At 74.5% G+C, this 15351-nt stretch carries 12 protein-coding genes; 4 read left to right on the forward strand and 8 right to left on the reverse strand.

Features of this window, described 5'->3' with window-relative positions:
* Window positions 1-114: 114 nt before the first annotated feature.
* The 4 genes from BLU95_RS35100 to BLU95_RS35115 form a co-directional block, all read right to left on the reverse strand.
* The gene (locus BLU95_RS35100) at window positions 115-2679 is read right to left on the reverse strand and encodes an ABC transporter permease (RefSeq protein ID WP_093863529.1); all 2565 of its coding nucleotides are present in this window, start codon (window positions 2677-2679) and stop codon (window positions 115-117) included.
* A gap of 74 nt (window positions 2680-2753) precedes the next feature.
* Window positions 2754-3524 carry an ABC transporter ATP-binding protein gene (locus BLU95_RS35105; RefSeq protein ID WP_093863530.1) on the reverse strand — a complete coding sequence of 257 codons (771 nt, stop codon included), beginning with the start codon at window positions 3522-3524 and terminating at the stop codon, window positions 2754-2756.
* 238 nt (window positions 3525-3762) lie between these two features.
* Entirely contained in the window at window positions 3763-5970 is a 2208-nt protein-coding gene (locus BLU95_RS35110; protein ID WP_231978037.1) for a restriction endonuclease, read from the reverse strand.
* 162 nt (window positions 5971-6132) lie between these two features.
* A complete protein-coding gene (locus BLU95_RS35115; protein ID WP_093863531.1) occupies window positions 6133-6807 on the reverse strand; it encodes a maleylpyruvate isomerase N-terminal domain-containing protein in 675 nt (224 codons plus the stop codon).
* 107 nt (window positions 6808-6914) lie between these two features.
* On the opposite strand from BLU95_RS35115, the gene BLU95_RS35120 reads away from it, so the two are divergent.
* The gene (locus tag BLU95_RS35120) at window positions 6915-7829 is read left to right on the forward strand and encodes a DUF2797 domain-containing protein (RefSeq protein WP_093863532.1); all 915 of its coding nucleotides are present in this window, start codon (window positions 6915-6917) and stop codon (window positions 7827-7829) included.
* A 78-nt stretch (window positions 7830-7907) separates the two neighbouring features.
* On the opposite strand, the gene BLU95_RS35125 is transcribed toward BLU95_RS35120, so the two are convergent.
* From BLU95_RS35125 to BLU95_RS35140, 4 genes are all read right to left on the reverse strand, one after another.
* Window positions 7908-8225 carry a hypothetical protein gene (locus BLU95_RS35125; RefSeq protein ID WP_093863533.1) on the reverse strand — a complete coding sequence of 106 codons (318 nt, stop codon included), beginning with the start codon at window positions 8223-8225 and terminating at the stop codon, window positions 7908-7910.
* Window positions 8226-8539: 314 nt separating this feature from the next.
* On the reverse strand, window positions 8540-9286 hold the full coding sequence (locus BLU95_RS35130) for a succinate dehydrogenase/fumarate reductase iron-sulfur subunit (RefSeq protein WP_093863534.1): 747 nt from the start codon (window positions 9284-9286) through the stop codon (window positions 8540-8542).
* Window positions 9283-11247 carry a fumarate reductase/succinate dehydrogenase flavoprotein subunit gene (locus tag BLU95_RS35135; RefSeq protein WP_231978038.1) on the reverse strand — a complete coding sequence of 655 codons (1965 nt, stop codon included), beginning with the start codon at window positions 11245-11247 and terminating at the stop codon, window positions 9283-9285. The genes BLU95_RS35130 and BLU95_RS35135 overlap by 4 nt, the downstream gene beginning before the upstream one ends.
* On the reverse strand, window positions 11244-11948 hold the full coding sequence (locus tag BLU95_RS35140; RefSeq protein WP_093863536.1) for a succinate dehydrogenase cytochrome b subunit: 705 nt from the start codon (window positions 11946-11948) through the stop codon (window positions 11244-11246). Before BLU95_RS35140 ends, BLU95_RS35135 begins: the two co-directional genes overlap by 4 nt.
* 84 nt (window positions 11949-12032) lie before the next feature.
* On the opposite strand from BLU95_RS35140, the gene BLU95_RS35145 reads away from it, so the two are divergent.
* The 3 genes from BLU95_RS35145 to BLU95_RS44635 all read left to right on the forward strand — a co-directional run bounded on the left by BLU95_RS35145 (window position 12033) and on the right by BLU95_RS44635 (window position 15240).
* Window positions 12033-12956: a LysR family transcriptional regulator gene (locus BLU95_RS35145; RefSeq protein ID WP_093865364.1), complete on the forward strand. Its 924-nt coding sequence runs from the start codon at window positions 12033-12035 to the stop codon at window positions 12954-12956.
* Window positions 12957-13168: 212 nt separating this feature from the next.
* Window positions 13169-13828 carry a serine/threonine-protein kinase gene (locus BLU95_RS44630; protein WP_231978039.1) on the forward strand — a complete coding sequence of 220 codons (660 nt, stop codon included), beginning with the start codon at window positions 13169-13171 and terminating at the stop codon, window positions 13826-13828.
* Between the two features lie 92 nt (window positions 13829-13920).
* Window positions 13921-15240 carry a hypothetical protein gene (locus BLU95_RS44635; protein ID WP_231978040.1) on the forward strand — a complete coding sequence of 440 codons (1320 nt, stop codon included), beginning with the start codon at window positions 13921-13923 and terminating at the stop codon, window positions 15238-15240.
* Window positions 15241-15351: the final 111 nt, after the last annotated feature.

Consider the following 15351-nt stretch of genomic DNA (forward strand, 5'->3'; position numbering starts at 1 on the left):
TTTGCCCCGGGCGCCCCAGGGCTCCCGACACCCGCAGACAGCGCGACGCCCGCCGGAGAGGAGTCCCGGCGGGCGTCGTCGTTCCCTGCGTCCCGGTCGCTCCCGGGGCGGCGGCTACTCGCTCTTGATCGCGCCCAGGATGTCCGTCCGGGCGGCCCGGCGGGCCGGCCAGAGGGCGGCCAGCAGGCCGATCACCGCGGCGGCGACCAGGAACAGCCCGATCTGCACCGGCGGCACCACCACGGTGATGTTCTTGAACACCCCGGCGATCGTCCGGGTCGCCGCCCAGGCGGTGACGATCCCGAGCAGTACGCCGACCACCCCGCCGAACAGTGCGATCATCAGCGACTCCAGCCGGACCATCCGGCCGATCCCGCGCCGGTCCAGGCCGATCGCCCGCAGCATGCCGATCTCCCGGCGACGCTCGAACACCGACATCGCCATGGTGTTCACCACGCCGAGGACGGCGACGACGACGGACATGCCCAGCAGCCCGTACATGACGTTCAGCACGGCGGTGACGGCCCGCTGGTTCTCGGCCCTGATGTCCTTCTGACCGTCCACGCTGATCAGCGGGTTGCTGCCGGTGGCGTCGCGCAGCGCCTGCTTCAGCTCGGGAGTGGCGCCCGCGGATCCCTTGACCAGCACCTTCTCCAGGCCGACCGTGGGGTCGGCGTGCGGGGCGACCACGTGGGCGGGGGCGATCAGCCCGGCCACCAGGTTGCTGCCCTCGGCCAGGGCGCCGACGGTGAGGCTGCCGCGGCTGCCGTCCGGGTAGGTGACGTCGAGCGTCGAGCCGACCGTGAGCCCCTGGTTCTTCGCGTAGCCGACGCTGCTGATCAGCCGGCCCTGCTCGAGCGCGTCGGCCGATCCCTCGGTGACCCTGACGTCGACCAGGCGGCCGAAGGCCGCGGCGTCCACGGCGGTGAGCAGCGAGCGGTCCTCGGCGTCGGTGGCGGACCGCACCTTCACCGTGCGCTCGGTGCTCATCGCGGTGACCCCGGGGATCTTGGCGATCTGGGCGGCGACCTCGGGCGCGAGCACGGAGGAGTTCTTCATGGCGACGACGTAGTCGGCCTTGAGGTCGCTCGCGGAGGAGTCGTCCGCGGCCTTGTTCACCGAGGCGCCGACCACGGTCAGCGCGGTGATCAGGGTCACGCCGATGGTGAGGGCGGAGGCGGTGGCGGCGGTGCGGCGCGGGTTGCGCACCGCGTTCTCCCGGGCCAGCTTGCCGGGCGTGCCGTACAGCTTGCGCAGAGCAGGCGCGAACAGCGCGATCACCGGCCGCGACAGCAGCGGGGTGAGGACGAAGACACCGACCATCAGCGCGGCCGAGGAGAGGCCGACCAGGTTGACCGACTTGGCGGCCGCGCCGGCCAGCAGTCCGCCGGTGCCGATCGCGGCGAAGAACAGACCGATGATGTTCCGCACCAGCAGGGACTTCTGGGTGGCCGGCTGCTCGGCCGAGCTCATCGCGGCGACCGGGGCGATCCGGGAGGCGCGCAGCGAGGGCAGCAGGGCGGCCAGCACGGTGACCACGACACCGACGACGAGCGAGGCGATCACCGTGGACGGGGCGATCACCAGCGGGCCGTCCGGCAGGTTGGCGCCCCAGGGTCCGTTGAGCAGGGCCTTGAGCCCGGAGGCGATGCCGACACCGGCGAGCAGACCGCCGATCGAGGCGGCCAGGCCGACCAGCAGCGCCTCGGCCAGCACCGAGAGGGTGATCTGCTTGCGGCTGGCGCCGACGGCGCGGAGCAGGGCCAGCTCCTTGGTGCGCTGGGCGATCAGCATGGTGAAGGTGTTGGCGATGATGAAGATGCCGACGAAGAGCGAGATCCCGGCGAAGACCAGCAGCACGGTGGACATGCCCTTGGTGCCCTCGTCGATCATCCGCTCCTGCTCGGCCGCCAGGTGGCGGCCGGTGTTGGCCTCGATGCTGTCGGACGCGGGCACGGTCTGCCGGACGGCGGTGAGCAGGGCGGTGTCGTCCGCTCCGGGCTTGCCCTTGACGTCGATCTCGGCGTACTGGCCGGGGCTGAGGTAGAGCTGCTGAGCGGTGGCGGTGTCGAAGGCGGCCAGCGAGCCGCCGGAGACGATCCGGGGGTCGTTGGTGCCCAGGGTGCCGGTGAGCTTCAGCTCCATGACCGGGCCGTTGACGGCGACGCGGACGGTGTCGCCGACCTTGTAGCCGCCCTTCTCGGCGGTCTTCGCGTCGAGGGCGATCTCGCCGGAGGTGCGCGGGCCGCGCCCGTCGTGGAGCGGGTAGCGCGGGTCGTTGCCGTCCGCGCCGGGGACGTAGTTGGTGCCGGTGGTGGAGAAGCCGTCGCCGATCAGCGCGCCCTTGCGGTCGGCTATCCCCGCGAAGCCGCTGACCACGCCGCGGGCCTCGGCCGCGCCGGGCAGCGCGGCGATGGCCTTGCGGGTGTCCTCGGTGAGGGTGGGCGCGCCGGGATCCCGGTCGCCCCGGTCGTACCCCTTGCTGATGGCATCGCTGTCGCCGACCGTGACGGCGATGTCGGCGTAGCTCTTGGCGCTCTGGGAACGCCAGGCATCGCCCAGGGTGTCGGTGAAGACGAGGGTGCCGGCCACGAAGGCGGTGCCGAGGAGGACGGCGAGCGTCGTCATCAGCAGTCGGGCCTTGTGGGCCAGCACGTTGCGCAGTGCGGTGCGGTACATGGGGTGGTGTCAGTCCTGGAGGTCGGGGATCGGCCGGTTCGGGATCGGGTCGCGCGCTCGGCTGGTGCGCCGGGTCAGCTGGTGCGGCCCTTGGCGTCGAAGCGGCGCATGCGGTCCAGGACGGTGTCGGCGGTGGGGTTGGTGAGTTCGTCGACGATGCGGCCGTCGGCGAGGAAGACGACGCGGTCGGCGTAGGCGGCGGCGACGGGGTCGTGGGTGACCATGACGACGGTCTGGCCGAGTTCGCGGACGGAGTTGCGCAGGAAGGAGAGGATCTCGGCGCCGGAGCGGGAGTCGAGGTTGCCGGTGGGTTCGTCGGCGAAGACGATGTCGGGCTTGCCGGCGAGGGCGCGGGCGCAGGCGACGCGCTGCTGCTGGCCGCCGGAGAGCTGGCTGGGGCGGTGGGAGAGGCGGCCGGAGAGTCCGACGGTCTCGACGACGCGGTCGAGCCACTGCTTGTCGGCCTTGCGGCCGGCGATGTCCATGGGGAGGGTGATGTTCTCGAGGGCGGTGAGGGTGGGGAGGAGGTTGAAGGCCTGGAAGACGAAGCCGATGTGGTCGCGGCGCAGCTGGGTGAGCTGCTTGTCCTTGAGGCCGACGAGTTCGGTGTCGCCGATGGTGGAGGAGCCGGAGCTGACGGTGTCGAGGCCGGCCATGCAGTGCATGAGGGTGGACTTGCCGGAGCCGGAGGGGCCCATGATCGCGGTGAACTCGCCCTGGGGGAAGGTGACGCTGACGTTGTCGAGGGCGACCACGCGGGTCTCGCCCTCCCCGTAGACCTTGTTCAGGCCGGTGGCGCGGGCGGCCGCCCGGCCGGTGCGGACGGCGGTTGCGGACATCGTCACGAGCGTCTCCTGGGGAATGCGAGGGGAGTGCGAGGCAAGGCGGAAGCAGAATCGGATGATCGTCTTCCTGTCCATTCTCGCAATCGGCCCGCGCCCGGAAGGTCGCTCCCGGGTACGGGCTCCCCCCGCCGACCCGGCGGTCCGGCGGGGGCTCCTCTCCTCCTCGGGTATGACAGCGGCTCCTCTGCCGGTCGCAGGAGCGGCCCGGCCCCGGTGGCAGGGGCCGCCCCGGCCGCGGCTACTCGACCGCGACGCCCCAGCGCACCGCGAGACCGGCCAGACCGCCCGGCACCGGTGTCCCGCCCGGCGTGAACCGCCAGCCGCCGCCGTGCCGTTGGAAGGAGCCGACGACCATCGCGCTCTCCGGCACCCCGCCGGTGGCCGCCGCCCAGTGCGCCGGGCCTTCCGCGTCCGGACCGAACGCGCCGGTCAGGGCCAGACCGTGCACGTAGCCGAGCGGCAGGGCCGGCGACTCCTCCTCCTCGGTGGACACCGCCACCACCACCTCGTCCACCGCCGGGGCCAGCCGGGCGGTGTCCAACGTGAGTTCGGCCCGGCGGAGCGGCTCGCCCGGCACCGAGCGGGTGGGGTGCAGCCGGACGGCGCCGTCCGGGTCCTGCGGATTGTTGAAGAACACGAAGTGCTCGTCGTCCAGCACCCGCCCGCTCGCGCAGAGGAACGCCGAGACGTCCAGTTCGACCGGGTCGCCGCCGGCCGTGCGGCTGCCCCAGGAGAGGGTCACGGTGCTGGTCGCGCCCGTGGTGCCCGCCGCGGCTCCGTCGGCCGTGGCTCCGTCGGCCGTGGGGCCGCCGTTCCCGTCACCGCCCGAGCTGTTCCCCCCGTTCCTGCTCGCGCCGCCGCCCGCGGTCCGCTCCCCGAGCCGGCCGCGCAGGCCCTGCTCGGCCAGCAGCTCCACCAGCTCGGGACCACTCACCAGCGTCAGCGGCTTGTTGCGGATGTACTCGTACGAACCCGGTCCGAACCCGGCCGTGGTCACCAGGATCCCCTTGATCGCACCGTGGTGCCGGACCGTCGAGTCGAGGTCGCGCACCGCCGTGGGGGAGACCGTCGAACGGTAGCGCTTGGCCTGGATGACGATCCGTCCGCCGGTCACCGGATCGAGGTCCTCGGCGACCACGTCCACCCCGGCGTCCCCGCTGCGGGCCGTGGTCATCACCCGGAAACCGCGCAGCCGGAACAGCTCCGCGATCAGCTCCTCGAACTCGATCGGATCCATCTCGAAGAGGTCGGGGTCGTCCTCGCCGCCCTGCCCGGCCACACTGCCGCCGACCGTCTCCGGCAACCGGTCCGGGCGCACCTCGTCCAGCCGCTCGGGACGCGCGGACAGCACCCCGCCCAGCCCCTGGAAGCACTCCACCGCCGCCACCCGGTCCAGCGTGAGACCGGCGAACTCGGCCCGGTCGACCGTCACCGTGGTCAGGAAGCGCTCCGCCTCCCGGCCGGTCGCCGGGTCGATGCCGCGGACGAAGCCGTTCAGCACCACCGAGGCCAGCAGCCCGTCCCCGTCCGCCCGGTACAGCTCGGTGACCACCCGCAGCGCGCTCTGCGCCAGCACCTCCCGGTAGAGCGCCTTGCGCTCGGTCGCCGGGCGGGCCACCTCGGCCTCCCGGTCGTCCGTCCTCACGTACCGCACCCGGCCGGTCGCCGGGACCACGTCCGGGCCGGGCAGCTCCCAGTTCACCACCAGCTGGCGGCTGCTCGCCTCCCAGGCCGCCACCAGCCGGTGCGGGAAGCCCTCCGGCCAGCCCGCCGAGGCGTACAGCACGGCGGAGAAGTACTCCTGCACCGCCTCCGCCTCGCCGGACCGCAGCCGGCGCAGCGACTCCTCGGTCCGGGCGGCGCGCTCCTCGTCCTCGCGGCGGAACCGGGCCACCCACTCCAGGTACTGCCCGTGGTACTCGCCCAGCCGCCGCCGCCGCTCCGCCTCGGCGGCCTGCGCCGCGTACCAGTCGTGCTCGAACCGGGCCCGCGCCTGCGCCACGTACTGCTCGTACTGCTGCCGCACCCCCGGGTTCCGGGCCTGCGCCTGGTCCGGCGGCGGTACCTGGTAGTGCGCCTGGTCCGGCATCGGCACCGGCTCGCCCAGCCGTCCCGGCTCGAACGGCGGCACCGGGCGCGGGGCCAGCAGGCTCTGCGCCCGGAACGCCGGACGGTCCAGACCGGCCGTCAGCAGACCCCGCAACTCCTCCACCCGGCCGTCGAGTTCGGCCGTCCGCCGGGCGGCCTCGGCCTCCCGGGACTGCTGGTACGCCCGCTGTGCCTCCCGCTCGGTGCGGGCCGCCGCCTTCTGCGCCTCGCGCTGCTCGCGCTCCCACCGGCGCTGCTCGGCGGCCTGGGCGCGCCAGCGCGCCTCCTCCCGGCGCTGCTCCTGCCGCTGCGCCTCCGCCCAGACCGCCAGCACCCCGTTGTTCCGCCGCCCCGCCACGTCCACCCCTTCGCTCCGCGCCGCTCCGGCCCGGCGCCCGCCTCCCGGCCGCGCCACCGCCCGCGCCCGCCACAATAGAACGTGCACCGGGGGAGCGCGCAAAGGGCCTGCGACCTGCGGTGTCGGCCGGGGTGAGCGGCGCCGGGAGGAGATGAGCGGGCGTCAGGCCGTGCCGGGCACGTCCGCGTACCAGCGCCACCCGGTGCGGCGCGGGCGGCCGGGGAGGGTGCGGCGGCCGGTCGCCCACAGCAGGGTCGGCCAGGCACCGGCCGGGTCGGGGCGGACGTCCGGGAACAGCCGGGACAGGGTGCGGGCGCAGACCTCGGCCGGCGGCTCCCAGGGCAGGCCGAGTCCCTCGGCCACGTCGTGCAGGTGCACCAGGGCCTCCACCAGGCTCATCGCGACGAACCCGGCCGGGTCGGCCAGCCCCCAGGGGTGGAAGGCCCGGACCTCCGGCCCCCTGGTGCGGGCGATCGAGACCATCAGTCCGCCGCTCGCGGCCAGCACCTCCAGCAGTGCGGCCGGTCCGTCCTCCCGTTCGGCGAACACGAAGTTGTTCGGCCCGCCGGGGAACGGGCGCCGGGCGACGAAGGGCACGTAGCGGTCGCGCGGCGGCTCGTCCGGGCCGAGCTGGGCCGCGTAGGCCAGCAGGTCGTCCGCCAGGTGTTCGACGGTGCTCCAGCAGTCCCAGTCGACGCCGCCGGCCGGCCGGGACCAGTCGGTGCCGGCGGGGGCGGAGCGCAGGGTGTCGGCGGCGAGCCGCAGCACGAGGGCCAGGTCGTCGGGGGTCACGGGGCCGGGCGGGACGGGCCCGGTCGCGGCGTCGGTGGTGATCATGCCGTGACGCTATCCGGCCGCCCGGGGCCGGTCGAGCGGCCGGGGCGGGTCGCTGTCGGTGCCACCGGGTAGCCTCGACAGCTCGGGCGGCACGGGCGAGGTAACGGGTGAGCGGGACGGACGGGTGGGTCTCCACCGGGCTGGCGTGGCGGGACGGCCGGGCGGTGCTCAGCGCCGTCCACGGCCGCCGCACCCACGAGCGCGAGGTGGTGCCCGGTGCCGAGGTCGGCTGGCGGCTGGGCGGGCCGCGCCGCTGCATCGGGGCGCTGCTGGCCGGGCGGGACGAGCGCACGCCCTGCCCGCACCGGGCCGGGATCGCGCCGGACGGCGGCGCCGTGCAGTGCCCGCCCTGCCAGAGCGTGGACCGGGGCCTGGCGCTGGCCCGGGACCAGATCCTCGACGACGGCCGCACCTACCGGCTCTATCTCGCCTGGTTCGGCGAGGGCCTGCTGAAGGTCGGCCTGACCGCCGAGCAGCGCGGCACCAGCCGACTGCTCGAACAGGGCGCGCTGGCCTGGACCTTCGCCGCCCGGGGGGCGCTGCCCGCCGTCCGCCGGGCCGAACTCACCGTCTCCGCCGCCGGATTGGCCCGCGAGCGGTTCAAGGTCCGGGCCAAGGTGGAGCACTGGTGGCAGCACGGCGACGCCGCCCACCGCCGGGCCGTGCTGACCGACGCCCGGGCCCGTGCGCACGAGCTGCTGCACGGCCACGACGTGGAACTGCTGCCCGGCCACCCGGTGGTCGACCAGGTCGGGCTGTTCGGCCTGACCGGCGGCGCCCCCGACGCCTACCACGCGGTCGAGGGCCTGGCGGACGGCGCGGTCGTGGCCGGGCGGCTGCGCGCGCCGATCGGCCGGCACCTGCTGCTCGACCGGCCGGACGGCGGTCCGCCGCTGCTCCTGGACACCCGTCTGCTGACCGGCTGGACGCTCGTCCCGGCGCCCGGCCGCCCGCCGTCCGGGCTGGTACTGGTGCCCAGGGCGCGGCCCGAGCCTCCGGACACCCAGGAGGCGCTGTTCTGAGCCCCGGTCGACGGCCCTGCCGCTGGTCCTTGCTCGGCCCTCGCTCGGTCCTCGCTCTTCGGCCGGCGGCGGTGCCCGCTACCCGAGCTTGCCGCGCACCGCACCCGGCCCGGAGCGGGCCCGCCGCGACACCGGCGGCCGCGACGGCCGGACGTCCGGCCGCCCGCCCGCCGTCTCCTCCGGGGTGCCACCGGTACGGGCGTTCCCGGCCCGCGCGGCCTTGGCCGTGGCCAGGGCGACCCGTGCCAGCAGCGGGTCCTCCCGGACCCCCGCCGCCCGCTTCGCCGTCTGGCAGTGGGTGCACCAGACCGGCGAGGCCGGCCCGTCGGGGTACACCATCGCCTCCGGCGGCAGGTAGTGGCTACCGCACTCGACGCATTCGAAGACCAGCCTCATCCGACGATCACCGTCCCGGATCCGTGGCACCGACCGCATGGCGACCAGAAAGTGTGGATCTTCGGCACCATGCTCCCTTCCTCGTCCAGTTCGACCGTGGCTTCGGTCTTCTGGGTCCCCCCGGACCCGCCGCACCCGGAGCAGGACTGAACCTCGGGCATATGCATTCCTCCTCGGCGCGGGGACCACGGTAGCGCGAAATCCGAGGAGCCAGTAACGATCCTGACGAACGGTCGAAGAAGCGGGGCGCGCACGAGCACCACGCGCGCCCCGCTTCGGCCTTGACGGGCCGGCCTCGCGGACCGGCCCGGGAGTCAGCGACCCCCGCGCAGCGAACCGCGCAGGAACTCGCGGTTCATCGCGGCGATGCTCGGCAGCGGGATGCCCTTGGGGCACGCCGTCGCGCACTCACCGGTGTTGGTGCAGCCGCCGAAGCCCTCGGCGTCCATCGCCTCCACCATGTTCATCACCCGGGAGGCGCGTTCGGGCGCGCCCTGCGGCAGCACGTTCAGGTGGACCACCTTGGCGGAGGTGAACAGCATCGCCGAACCGTTCGGGCAGGCCGCCACGCACGCCCCGCAGCCGATGCACTCGGCGTGCTCGAACGCGGTGTCGGCGGCCTCCTTGGGAACGGGCGTGGCGTGGGCGTCGGGCGCGCTGCCGGTCGGGGCGGTGATGTACCCGCCGGCGCCGATGATCCGGTCGAAGGCGGACCGGTCCACCACCAGGTCCTTGACCACCGGGAACGCCGCCGCCCGCCACGGTTCGACGTCGATGGTGTCGCCGTCCTCGAAGTGCCGCATGTGCAACTGGCAGGTGGTGGTGCGCTCGGGGCCGTGCGCCCGGCCGTTGATGACCATGCCGCAGGCGCCGCAGATCCCCTCGCGGCAGTCGTGGTCGAAGGCGACGGGTGCGTCGCCGCGCAGGATCAGCTCCTCGTTGAGGGTGTCCAGCATCTCCAGGAAGGACATGTCGGGGCTGATCCCGCCGACCTGGTAGGTGGTCATCGAGCCGGGCGTGTCGGGGCCCGCCTGGCGCCAGATCCTGAGGGTGAGGTTCACGCGTAGCTCCGCTGGGTGGGGTGGACGTACTCGAAGTCGAGGTGCTCCCGGTGCAGCACGGGCGCCCGGCCGGTGCCGGTGAACTCCCAGGCGGCGGCGTAGGAGAACTCCTCGTCCCGGCGGGCCGCCTCGCCCTCCGGGGTCTGGCTCTCGGTGCGGAAGTGGCCGCCGCAGGACTCCGCGCGGTGCAGCGCGTCCAGGCACATCAGCTCGGCCAGCTCGAAGTAGTCGACCAGCCGGTTGGCCTTCTCCAGCGCCTGGTTGAGCTCCTGACCGCTTCCGGGCACCTTGATCCGGCGCCAGAACTCGTCGCGCAGCGCGGGGATCCGCTCCAGCGCCCGGCGCAGTCCGGCCTCGTCGCGGGCCATCCCGCACTCGTCCCAGAGCAGTTCGCCGAGCTCGCGGTGGAAGGAGTCGGGCGTGCGGTCGCCGTCCACCGCGAGGATCAGGTTCAGCCGGTCGGCGACCTCGGCCTCGACCGAGGCGATCTCCTCGTGGTCGGCCGGGACGGCGGGCAGCTGCTCGCGGGCCAGGTAGTCGTTGAGCACCGGCGGCAGCACGAAGTAGCCGTCCGCGAGGCCCTGCATCAGCGCGCTCGCGCCGAGCCGGTTGGCTCCGTGGTCGGAGAAGTTGGCCTCGCCGATCGCGAACAGGCCCGGCACGGTGGTCTGCAGGTCGTAGTCGACCCAGAGTCCGCCCATCGTGTAGTGGATCGCCGGGTAGATCCGCATCGGCACCCGGTACGGGTCCTCGGCGGTGATCCGCTCGTACATCTCGAACAGGTTGCCGTACTTGGCCTCCACCGCGTCCCGGCCCAGCCGGCGGACCGCGTCGGCGAAGTCCAGGTAGACGCCCTGCCCGCCGGGCCCCACGCCGCGGCCCTCGTCGCAGACGTTCTTGGCGGCCCGGGAGGCGATGTCGCGCGGCACCAGGTTGCCGAAGGCCGGGTAGATCCGCTCCAGGTAGTAGTCCCGCTCCTGCTCCGGGATCTCGGCCGGCGGCCGGGTGTCGCCCTTGGCCTTCGGCACCCAGATCCGCCCGTCGTTGCGCAGCGACTCGCTCATCAGCGTCAGCTTGGACTGGTGGTCGCCGGAGCGCGGGATGCAGGTCGGGTGGATCTGGGTGAAGCACGGGTTGGCGAAGTACGCGCCGCGCCGGTGCGCCCGCCAGATCGCGGTGGCGTTGGAGTTCTTGGCGTTGGTGGAGAGGTAGAAGACGTTGCCGTAGCCGCCGGAGGCGAGCACCACGGCGTCGGCGGTGTAGGTGGAGACCTCGCCGGTGACCAGGTCGCGCGCGACGATCCCGCGCGCCCGGCCGTCGACCACCAGCAGGTCGAGCATCTCGGTGCGGGCGTGCAGCTCCACGTTGCCGGCCGCGATCTGCCGGGACAGCGCCTGGTAGGCGCCGAGCAGCAGCTGCTGGCCGGTCTGGCCGCGCGCGTAGAAGGTCCGGGAGACCTGGACGCCGCCGAACGAGCGGGTGTCCAGCAGGCCGCCGTACTCGCGGGCGAACGGCACGCCCTGGGCCACGCACTGGTCGATGATCTCCACCGACACCTGGGCCAGCCGGTGCACATTGGACTCGCGGGCGCGGAAGTCGCCGCCCTTGACGGTGTCGTAGAACAGCCGGCGGACGGAGTCGCCGTCGTTGCGGTAGTTCTTGGCGGCGTTGATGCCGCCCTGGGCGGCGATCGAGTGGGCCCGCCGGGGCGAGTCCTGGAAGCAGAACTGCACCACGTGGTAGCCCTGTTCGGCGAGGGTGGCGCCGGCCGCGCCGCCCGCCAGGCCGGTGCCGACCACGATCACGGTGTGCTTGCGGCGGTTCGCCGGATTGACCAGCTTGGCCTCGAACCGCCGCTGGTCCCAGCGCTGTTCGATCGGCCCCTGCGGGGAGCGGGTGTCGGCGACCGGCTCGCCGACGGTGTAGTCCGGGTACACGTTTCGCTCCGGGGACGCGTTCACTTCACCACTCCGGTCATCACGGCGACGGGGACGGACAGGAAGCCGGCGGTCAGCAGCAGCGCCAGCCCGTTGGCGGTCAGCTTCAGCGCCCGGTCCCGGCGGGCGTTGTTGGCGCCGAGGGTCTGCGCGGCGCTCCAGAACCCGTGCCGGACGTGCAGGCCGACGGCGAGCATCGCCACGATGTAGATCACGCAGGAGTACCAGTTGCCGAAGGAGGCCACGATGTTCTGGTACGGCCTGCCGTGCTCGGCGGCGGGGTTCACGGTGAGCGTGGTCAGGTCGAGGATGTGCCAGACGATGAACAGCGCCAGGATCACCCCGCCCCAGCGCATCGTCCGGGTCGCGTAGCTCGCCCGCCGCCGCTGGTGGGCGTACTTGCCCGGCCGGGCGGCGAGGTCCCGCCGGCTCAGCTGGAACGCGGCCACGCCGTGCAGCACGACGGCGGCCAGCAGGCCCACCCGGGCGATCCACAGGAACCACTCGTGACCGAGGAACGGCTGCCCGATCGTACGCAGCCAGGCCGCGTAGCCGTTGATGTCGTCCGGGCCGAAGAAGACCTTGAGGTTGCCCAGCATGTGCGCGACCAGGTACAGCAGCATCGCCAGTCCGCTGACGGCCATGACCGCCTTCTTGCCGACGGTCGACCGCCAGAGGGTCGCCAGGGTGGACGGATGCCGGGCCGTCCGGGACGCGGTTGTCATGGCATCAACGGTAGGGACGGCGGTCAGGGTGAGTCCAAGACATGATGCGGCTCACGACGATAGGCCGTGCCTATGCTGGGAGCTGTGCAACTCCAGCAGCTCCGGTACTTCCTCGCCGTCGCCGAGACCCGCCACTTCACCCGCGCGGCCGAGGCGGAACACGTCGCCCAGCCGTCCCTCTCGCAACAGATCCGCGCCCTGGAACGTGAGTTGGGCGCCGAGCTGTTCCACCGCACCCGGGGCAACATCGCCCTCACCGATGCCGGGGACGCCCTGCTGCCGCTCGCCCGGCGCATCCTCGCCGACACCGAGAGCGCTCGGCTCGCCGTGCAGGAGACCGTCCAGCTGCGTCGCGGCCGGGTACGGCTGGGGGCGCCGCCGAGCCTGTGCACCAGCCTGGTGCCGGACGTCCTGCGGGTGTTCCGCGACCGGTACCCGGGGGTGGCGCTGGTGGTGCGGGAGGGCGGCTCGCGCGACCTGGTGCGCTCCCTGGCGGCCGGGGAGCTGGACCTCGCGCTGGTCATCACCCCGCCGAGCGGCGCGGCCGTCCCGGCCCTGGCCGTCACCGAGCTGCTGCACGAGGAACTGGTGCTGGTGACCGCCGAACCGGGGACCCGCCGCACGGTCCGGGTGGCCGAGCTCCGCAAGCGGCCGCTGGTGATGTTCCGGGAGGGCTACGACCTGCGGGAGGCGACGCTGACGGCCTGCCGGGCGGCGGGCTTCGAGCCCGAGTTCGCGGTGGAGGGCGGGGAGATGGACGCGGTGCTGGGCTTCGTCCGGGCCGGGCTCGGGCCCGCCGTGCTGCCCGGGATGGTCGCCGACCGCTCGGGTCTCGCCGTGGCCCACTTCGCCGGTCCGGGCCTCGGCCGCACCATCGCCGTCGCGCACGGCCACGAGGTGCCGCCGACCCGGGCGGCGGAGGCGCTGCGGGCGACCCTGCTGGCGCACCTGCGCGACGCGGCCCGCACCGGCGGACTGCCCCCGGGCACCACCCTGCTGCTCGACTGAACGCGCCCCGCCGCACACCCGTACGCGCCCCCGCGCGCCCGTTCGCACGCAGGGACGATTGGCTCGGTGTGCGAAGCACCCGAATCGTGATCCACGGCTGCCGCGGGCCCGGAACCCGCTGTTCACCGGCCGCGTCCCAGCCAGCGCCGGCGGTGCCGTAAGGTGCGTCGCCGCAGAGCCGAGCGGGCCGTGGACGGGGAGAGCACGAAGCGATGGACGACCGGAAGCAGCAGGAGCACAGACCGGCCGGGGGCCGTACGACCCCCACCGCGGGGACCACCCCGGAGCCCGCCGACGAGCGGCCCTGGGAACTCCCCGAATACCTCCACGAGCGCGAGCTCGGCGCCGGCGCGAGCGGCCGGGTGGTGCTCGCCCGGCACCGGGCGACCGGTACGCCGGTGGCGGTCAAGTACCTGCACAGCGCGGCCGGCACCGCCACGCTCCGGGCCGAGGCCGAAGTCCTGGCCGGACTCGACTCCCCGCACGTCACCCGGCTCTACGAGTACGTCGAGGGCGAGCGCGGCGCGGCCATCGTGATGGAGCTGGTGGACGGCATCGCCCTGCGCGATCTGCTCCGCGCGGAGGGCGCCACCACCCCCGAGGCGGCCCTGGTGGTGCTGAAGGGCTCGCTGCTCGGTCTGGCCGCCGCGCACGGCGCCGGGGTGGTGCACCGGGACTACAAGCCCGCCAACGTCCTGGTGGACACCGCCGGGACGTCCAAGCTGGTGGACTTCGGGATCGCGGTGCCGAGCGGGGACGAGCGGGACGTCTCCGGCACCCCCGCCTACATGCCCCCGAGCAGTGGGCCGGCCGCCCCGCCTCCCCGGCGGGCGACGTCTACGCCGCGACCGTCACCTTCTTCGAGTGCCTGACCGGCGCCCGCCCCTACGGCGGCACGACCTTCGCCGAACTCGCGGTCCAGCACACCGAGGCCCCGATCCCGGCCGAGCTGACGCCGGACCCGGTGCGGCCGCTGATCCTCTCCGGCCTCGCCAAGGACCCCGGGGAGCGCCCCGACAGCGCGACCGCGCTGCTGGCGGAGCTGGAGGCGGTCGCGGCGGCCGGGTACGGACCGGGGTGGGAGGAGAAGGGGCGGCTCGACCTGACGGCGCTGGTCGCCCTGCTCGCGCTGCTGCTGCCCGGCGCCGGCGCCGGCGGCGCGGCCGGTGGCACCTCGCTGGCGCACACCGCCCTGGGCGGCGGGTCCTCGGCACTGGACTCCTCCGCCGGAGGGTCACCGGCCTCGGGCCCGGCGGCGCTGCCGTCCTCGGGCGGGGGAGCGGCGGCCGGGGCGGCGCCGGCCGTCGTCGTCCGGGAGACGCTGATACGCCGGGCCGCCCGCACCGGCACCCGGGGCAAGGCACTCACCGGCGTCGCCGCCGGCGCGCTGACCCTCGCCACCCTGGCCGGGATGGCCATCGCCGGGGCCGTGGACGGCGACTCCAGCACGGTCGTCGGGGGAGTCGCCCCCGAGGCGACCACCAGCATCGGCCCCTTCGACCCGGCCGGTGCCGCGTCGCCCGTCGCCCCCTCCACCGCGACCGAGGCCCCGGGCACCCCGAGCCCCGAGGCGTCCGACCCCTCGGCGACACCCGCGCCGGACGCGTCCACCGCCGGCGCTCCCACCACGGGCGCGCCGTCCCCCGGCGCGTCCGCCACCGGCCCGGGCGGCAGGAGCACCGGTCCCACCGCCGCACCGACCGGCCGGACCTCCCCGGGGACGCCGCCCGGCTCCGGTGCCCCGACCACCGCCCGGCCGCCGCTGCCGCCGGGCACCGCCGCCCCGTCCTCGGGCCCGGCCGCGCCCGGGAGCGTCCCGCCGCCTGCCGGCCCGCCCGTGACGCCCCCCTCCACCGGGCCCGTCGGCACCCCCTCGACGGCGACGCCCGCCGGTCCCGCCACCACGCCGCCGGTCCTGACCCCGACGGCGCTGCCGACCCGGACGGTCGCCCCGACCATCGCGGTGAGTTCGGTGAACCTGGACTCGCTGACCTGCGCCGGACGCTGGAGCACCACCGCGACGGTCACCGTGGTCGCCCAGGGCGCGGCCACCGGCTCGCTGACGCTGACCTGGTTCCACACCCTGGGCGAGCGGACCGTGGACGTCGCGACCGACACCGTGGCCGTGCACGACGGCCGTGCCACGGTGAGCCGGACGCACGACTTCACCTCGGCGGACACCTATCCGACCTGGGGGGTGCGGATCGGCACCGCCCCGGCGGCGGCCAAGCCGGGGACGACCTCGAACACGGTCTCGGCCTTCCTCTGCGACCCGCCGCGCTGAGCCGCGCGTCCCGTCCCGTCCCGTCCCGCCTCGCACCGACCCGCCCCGACCCGCCCCGACCCGCACCACCTGCCCGGATCCGAACGCCCCGTCCCGCTCACTGGAGGAGCC

It is taken from the genome of Streptomyces sp. TLI_053, assembly GCF_900105395.1.
Lineage (GTDB): Bacteria > Actinomycetota > Actinomycetes > Streptomycetales > Streptomycetaceae > Kitasatospora.

Excerpts from the sequence above, each read along its gene's own strand:
- BLU95_RS35125 (WP_093863533.1), bottom strand. The coding sequence starts at position 8,225 with ATGAGGCTGGTCTTCGAATGCGTCGAGTGCGGTAGCCACTACCTGCCG.
- BLU95_RS44630 (WP_231978039.1), top strand. The coding sequence starts at position 13,169 with ATGGACGACCGGAAGCAGCAGGAGCACAGACCGGCCGGGGGCCGTACG.
- BLU95_RS35115 (WP_093863531.1), bottom strand. The coding sequence starts at position 6,807 with ATGATCACCACCGACGCCGCGACCGGGCCCGTCCCGCCCGGCCCCGTG.
- BLU95_RS35140 (WP_093863536.1), bottom strand. The coding sequence starts at position 11,948 with ATGACAACCGCGTCCCGGACGGCCCGGCATCCGTCCACCCTGGCGACC.
- BLU95_RS35100 (WP_093863529.1), bottom strand. The coding sequence starts at position 2,679 with ATGTACCGCACCGCACTGCGCAACGTGCTGGCCCACAAGGCCCGACTG.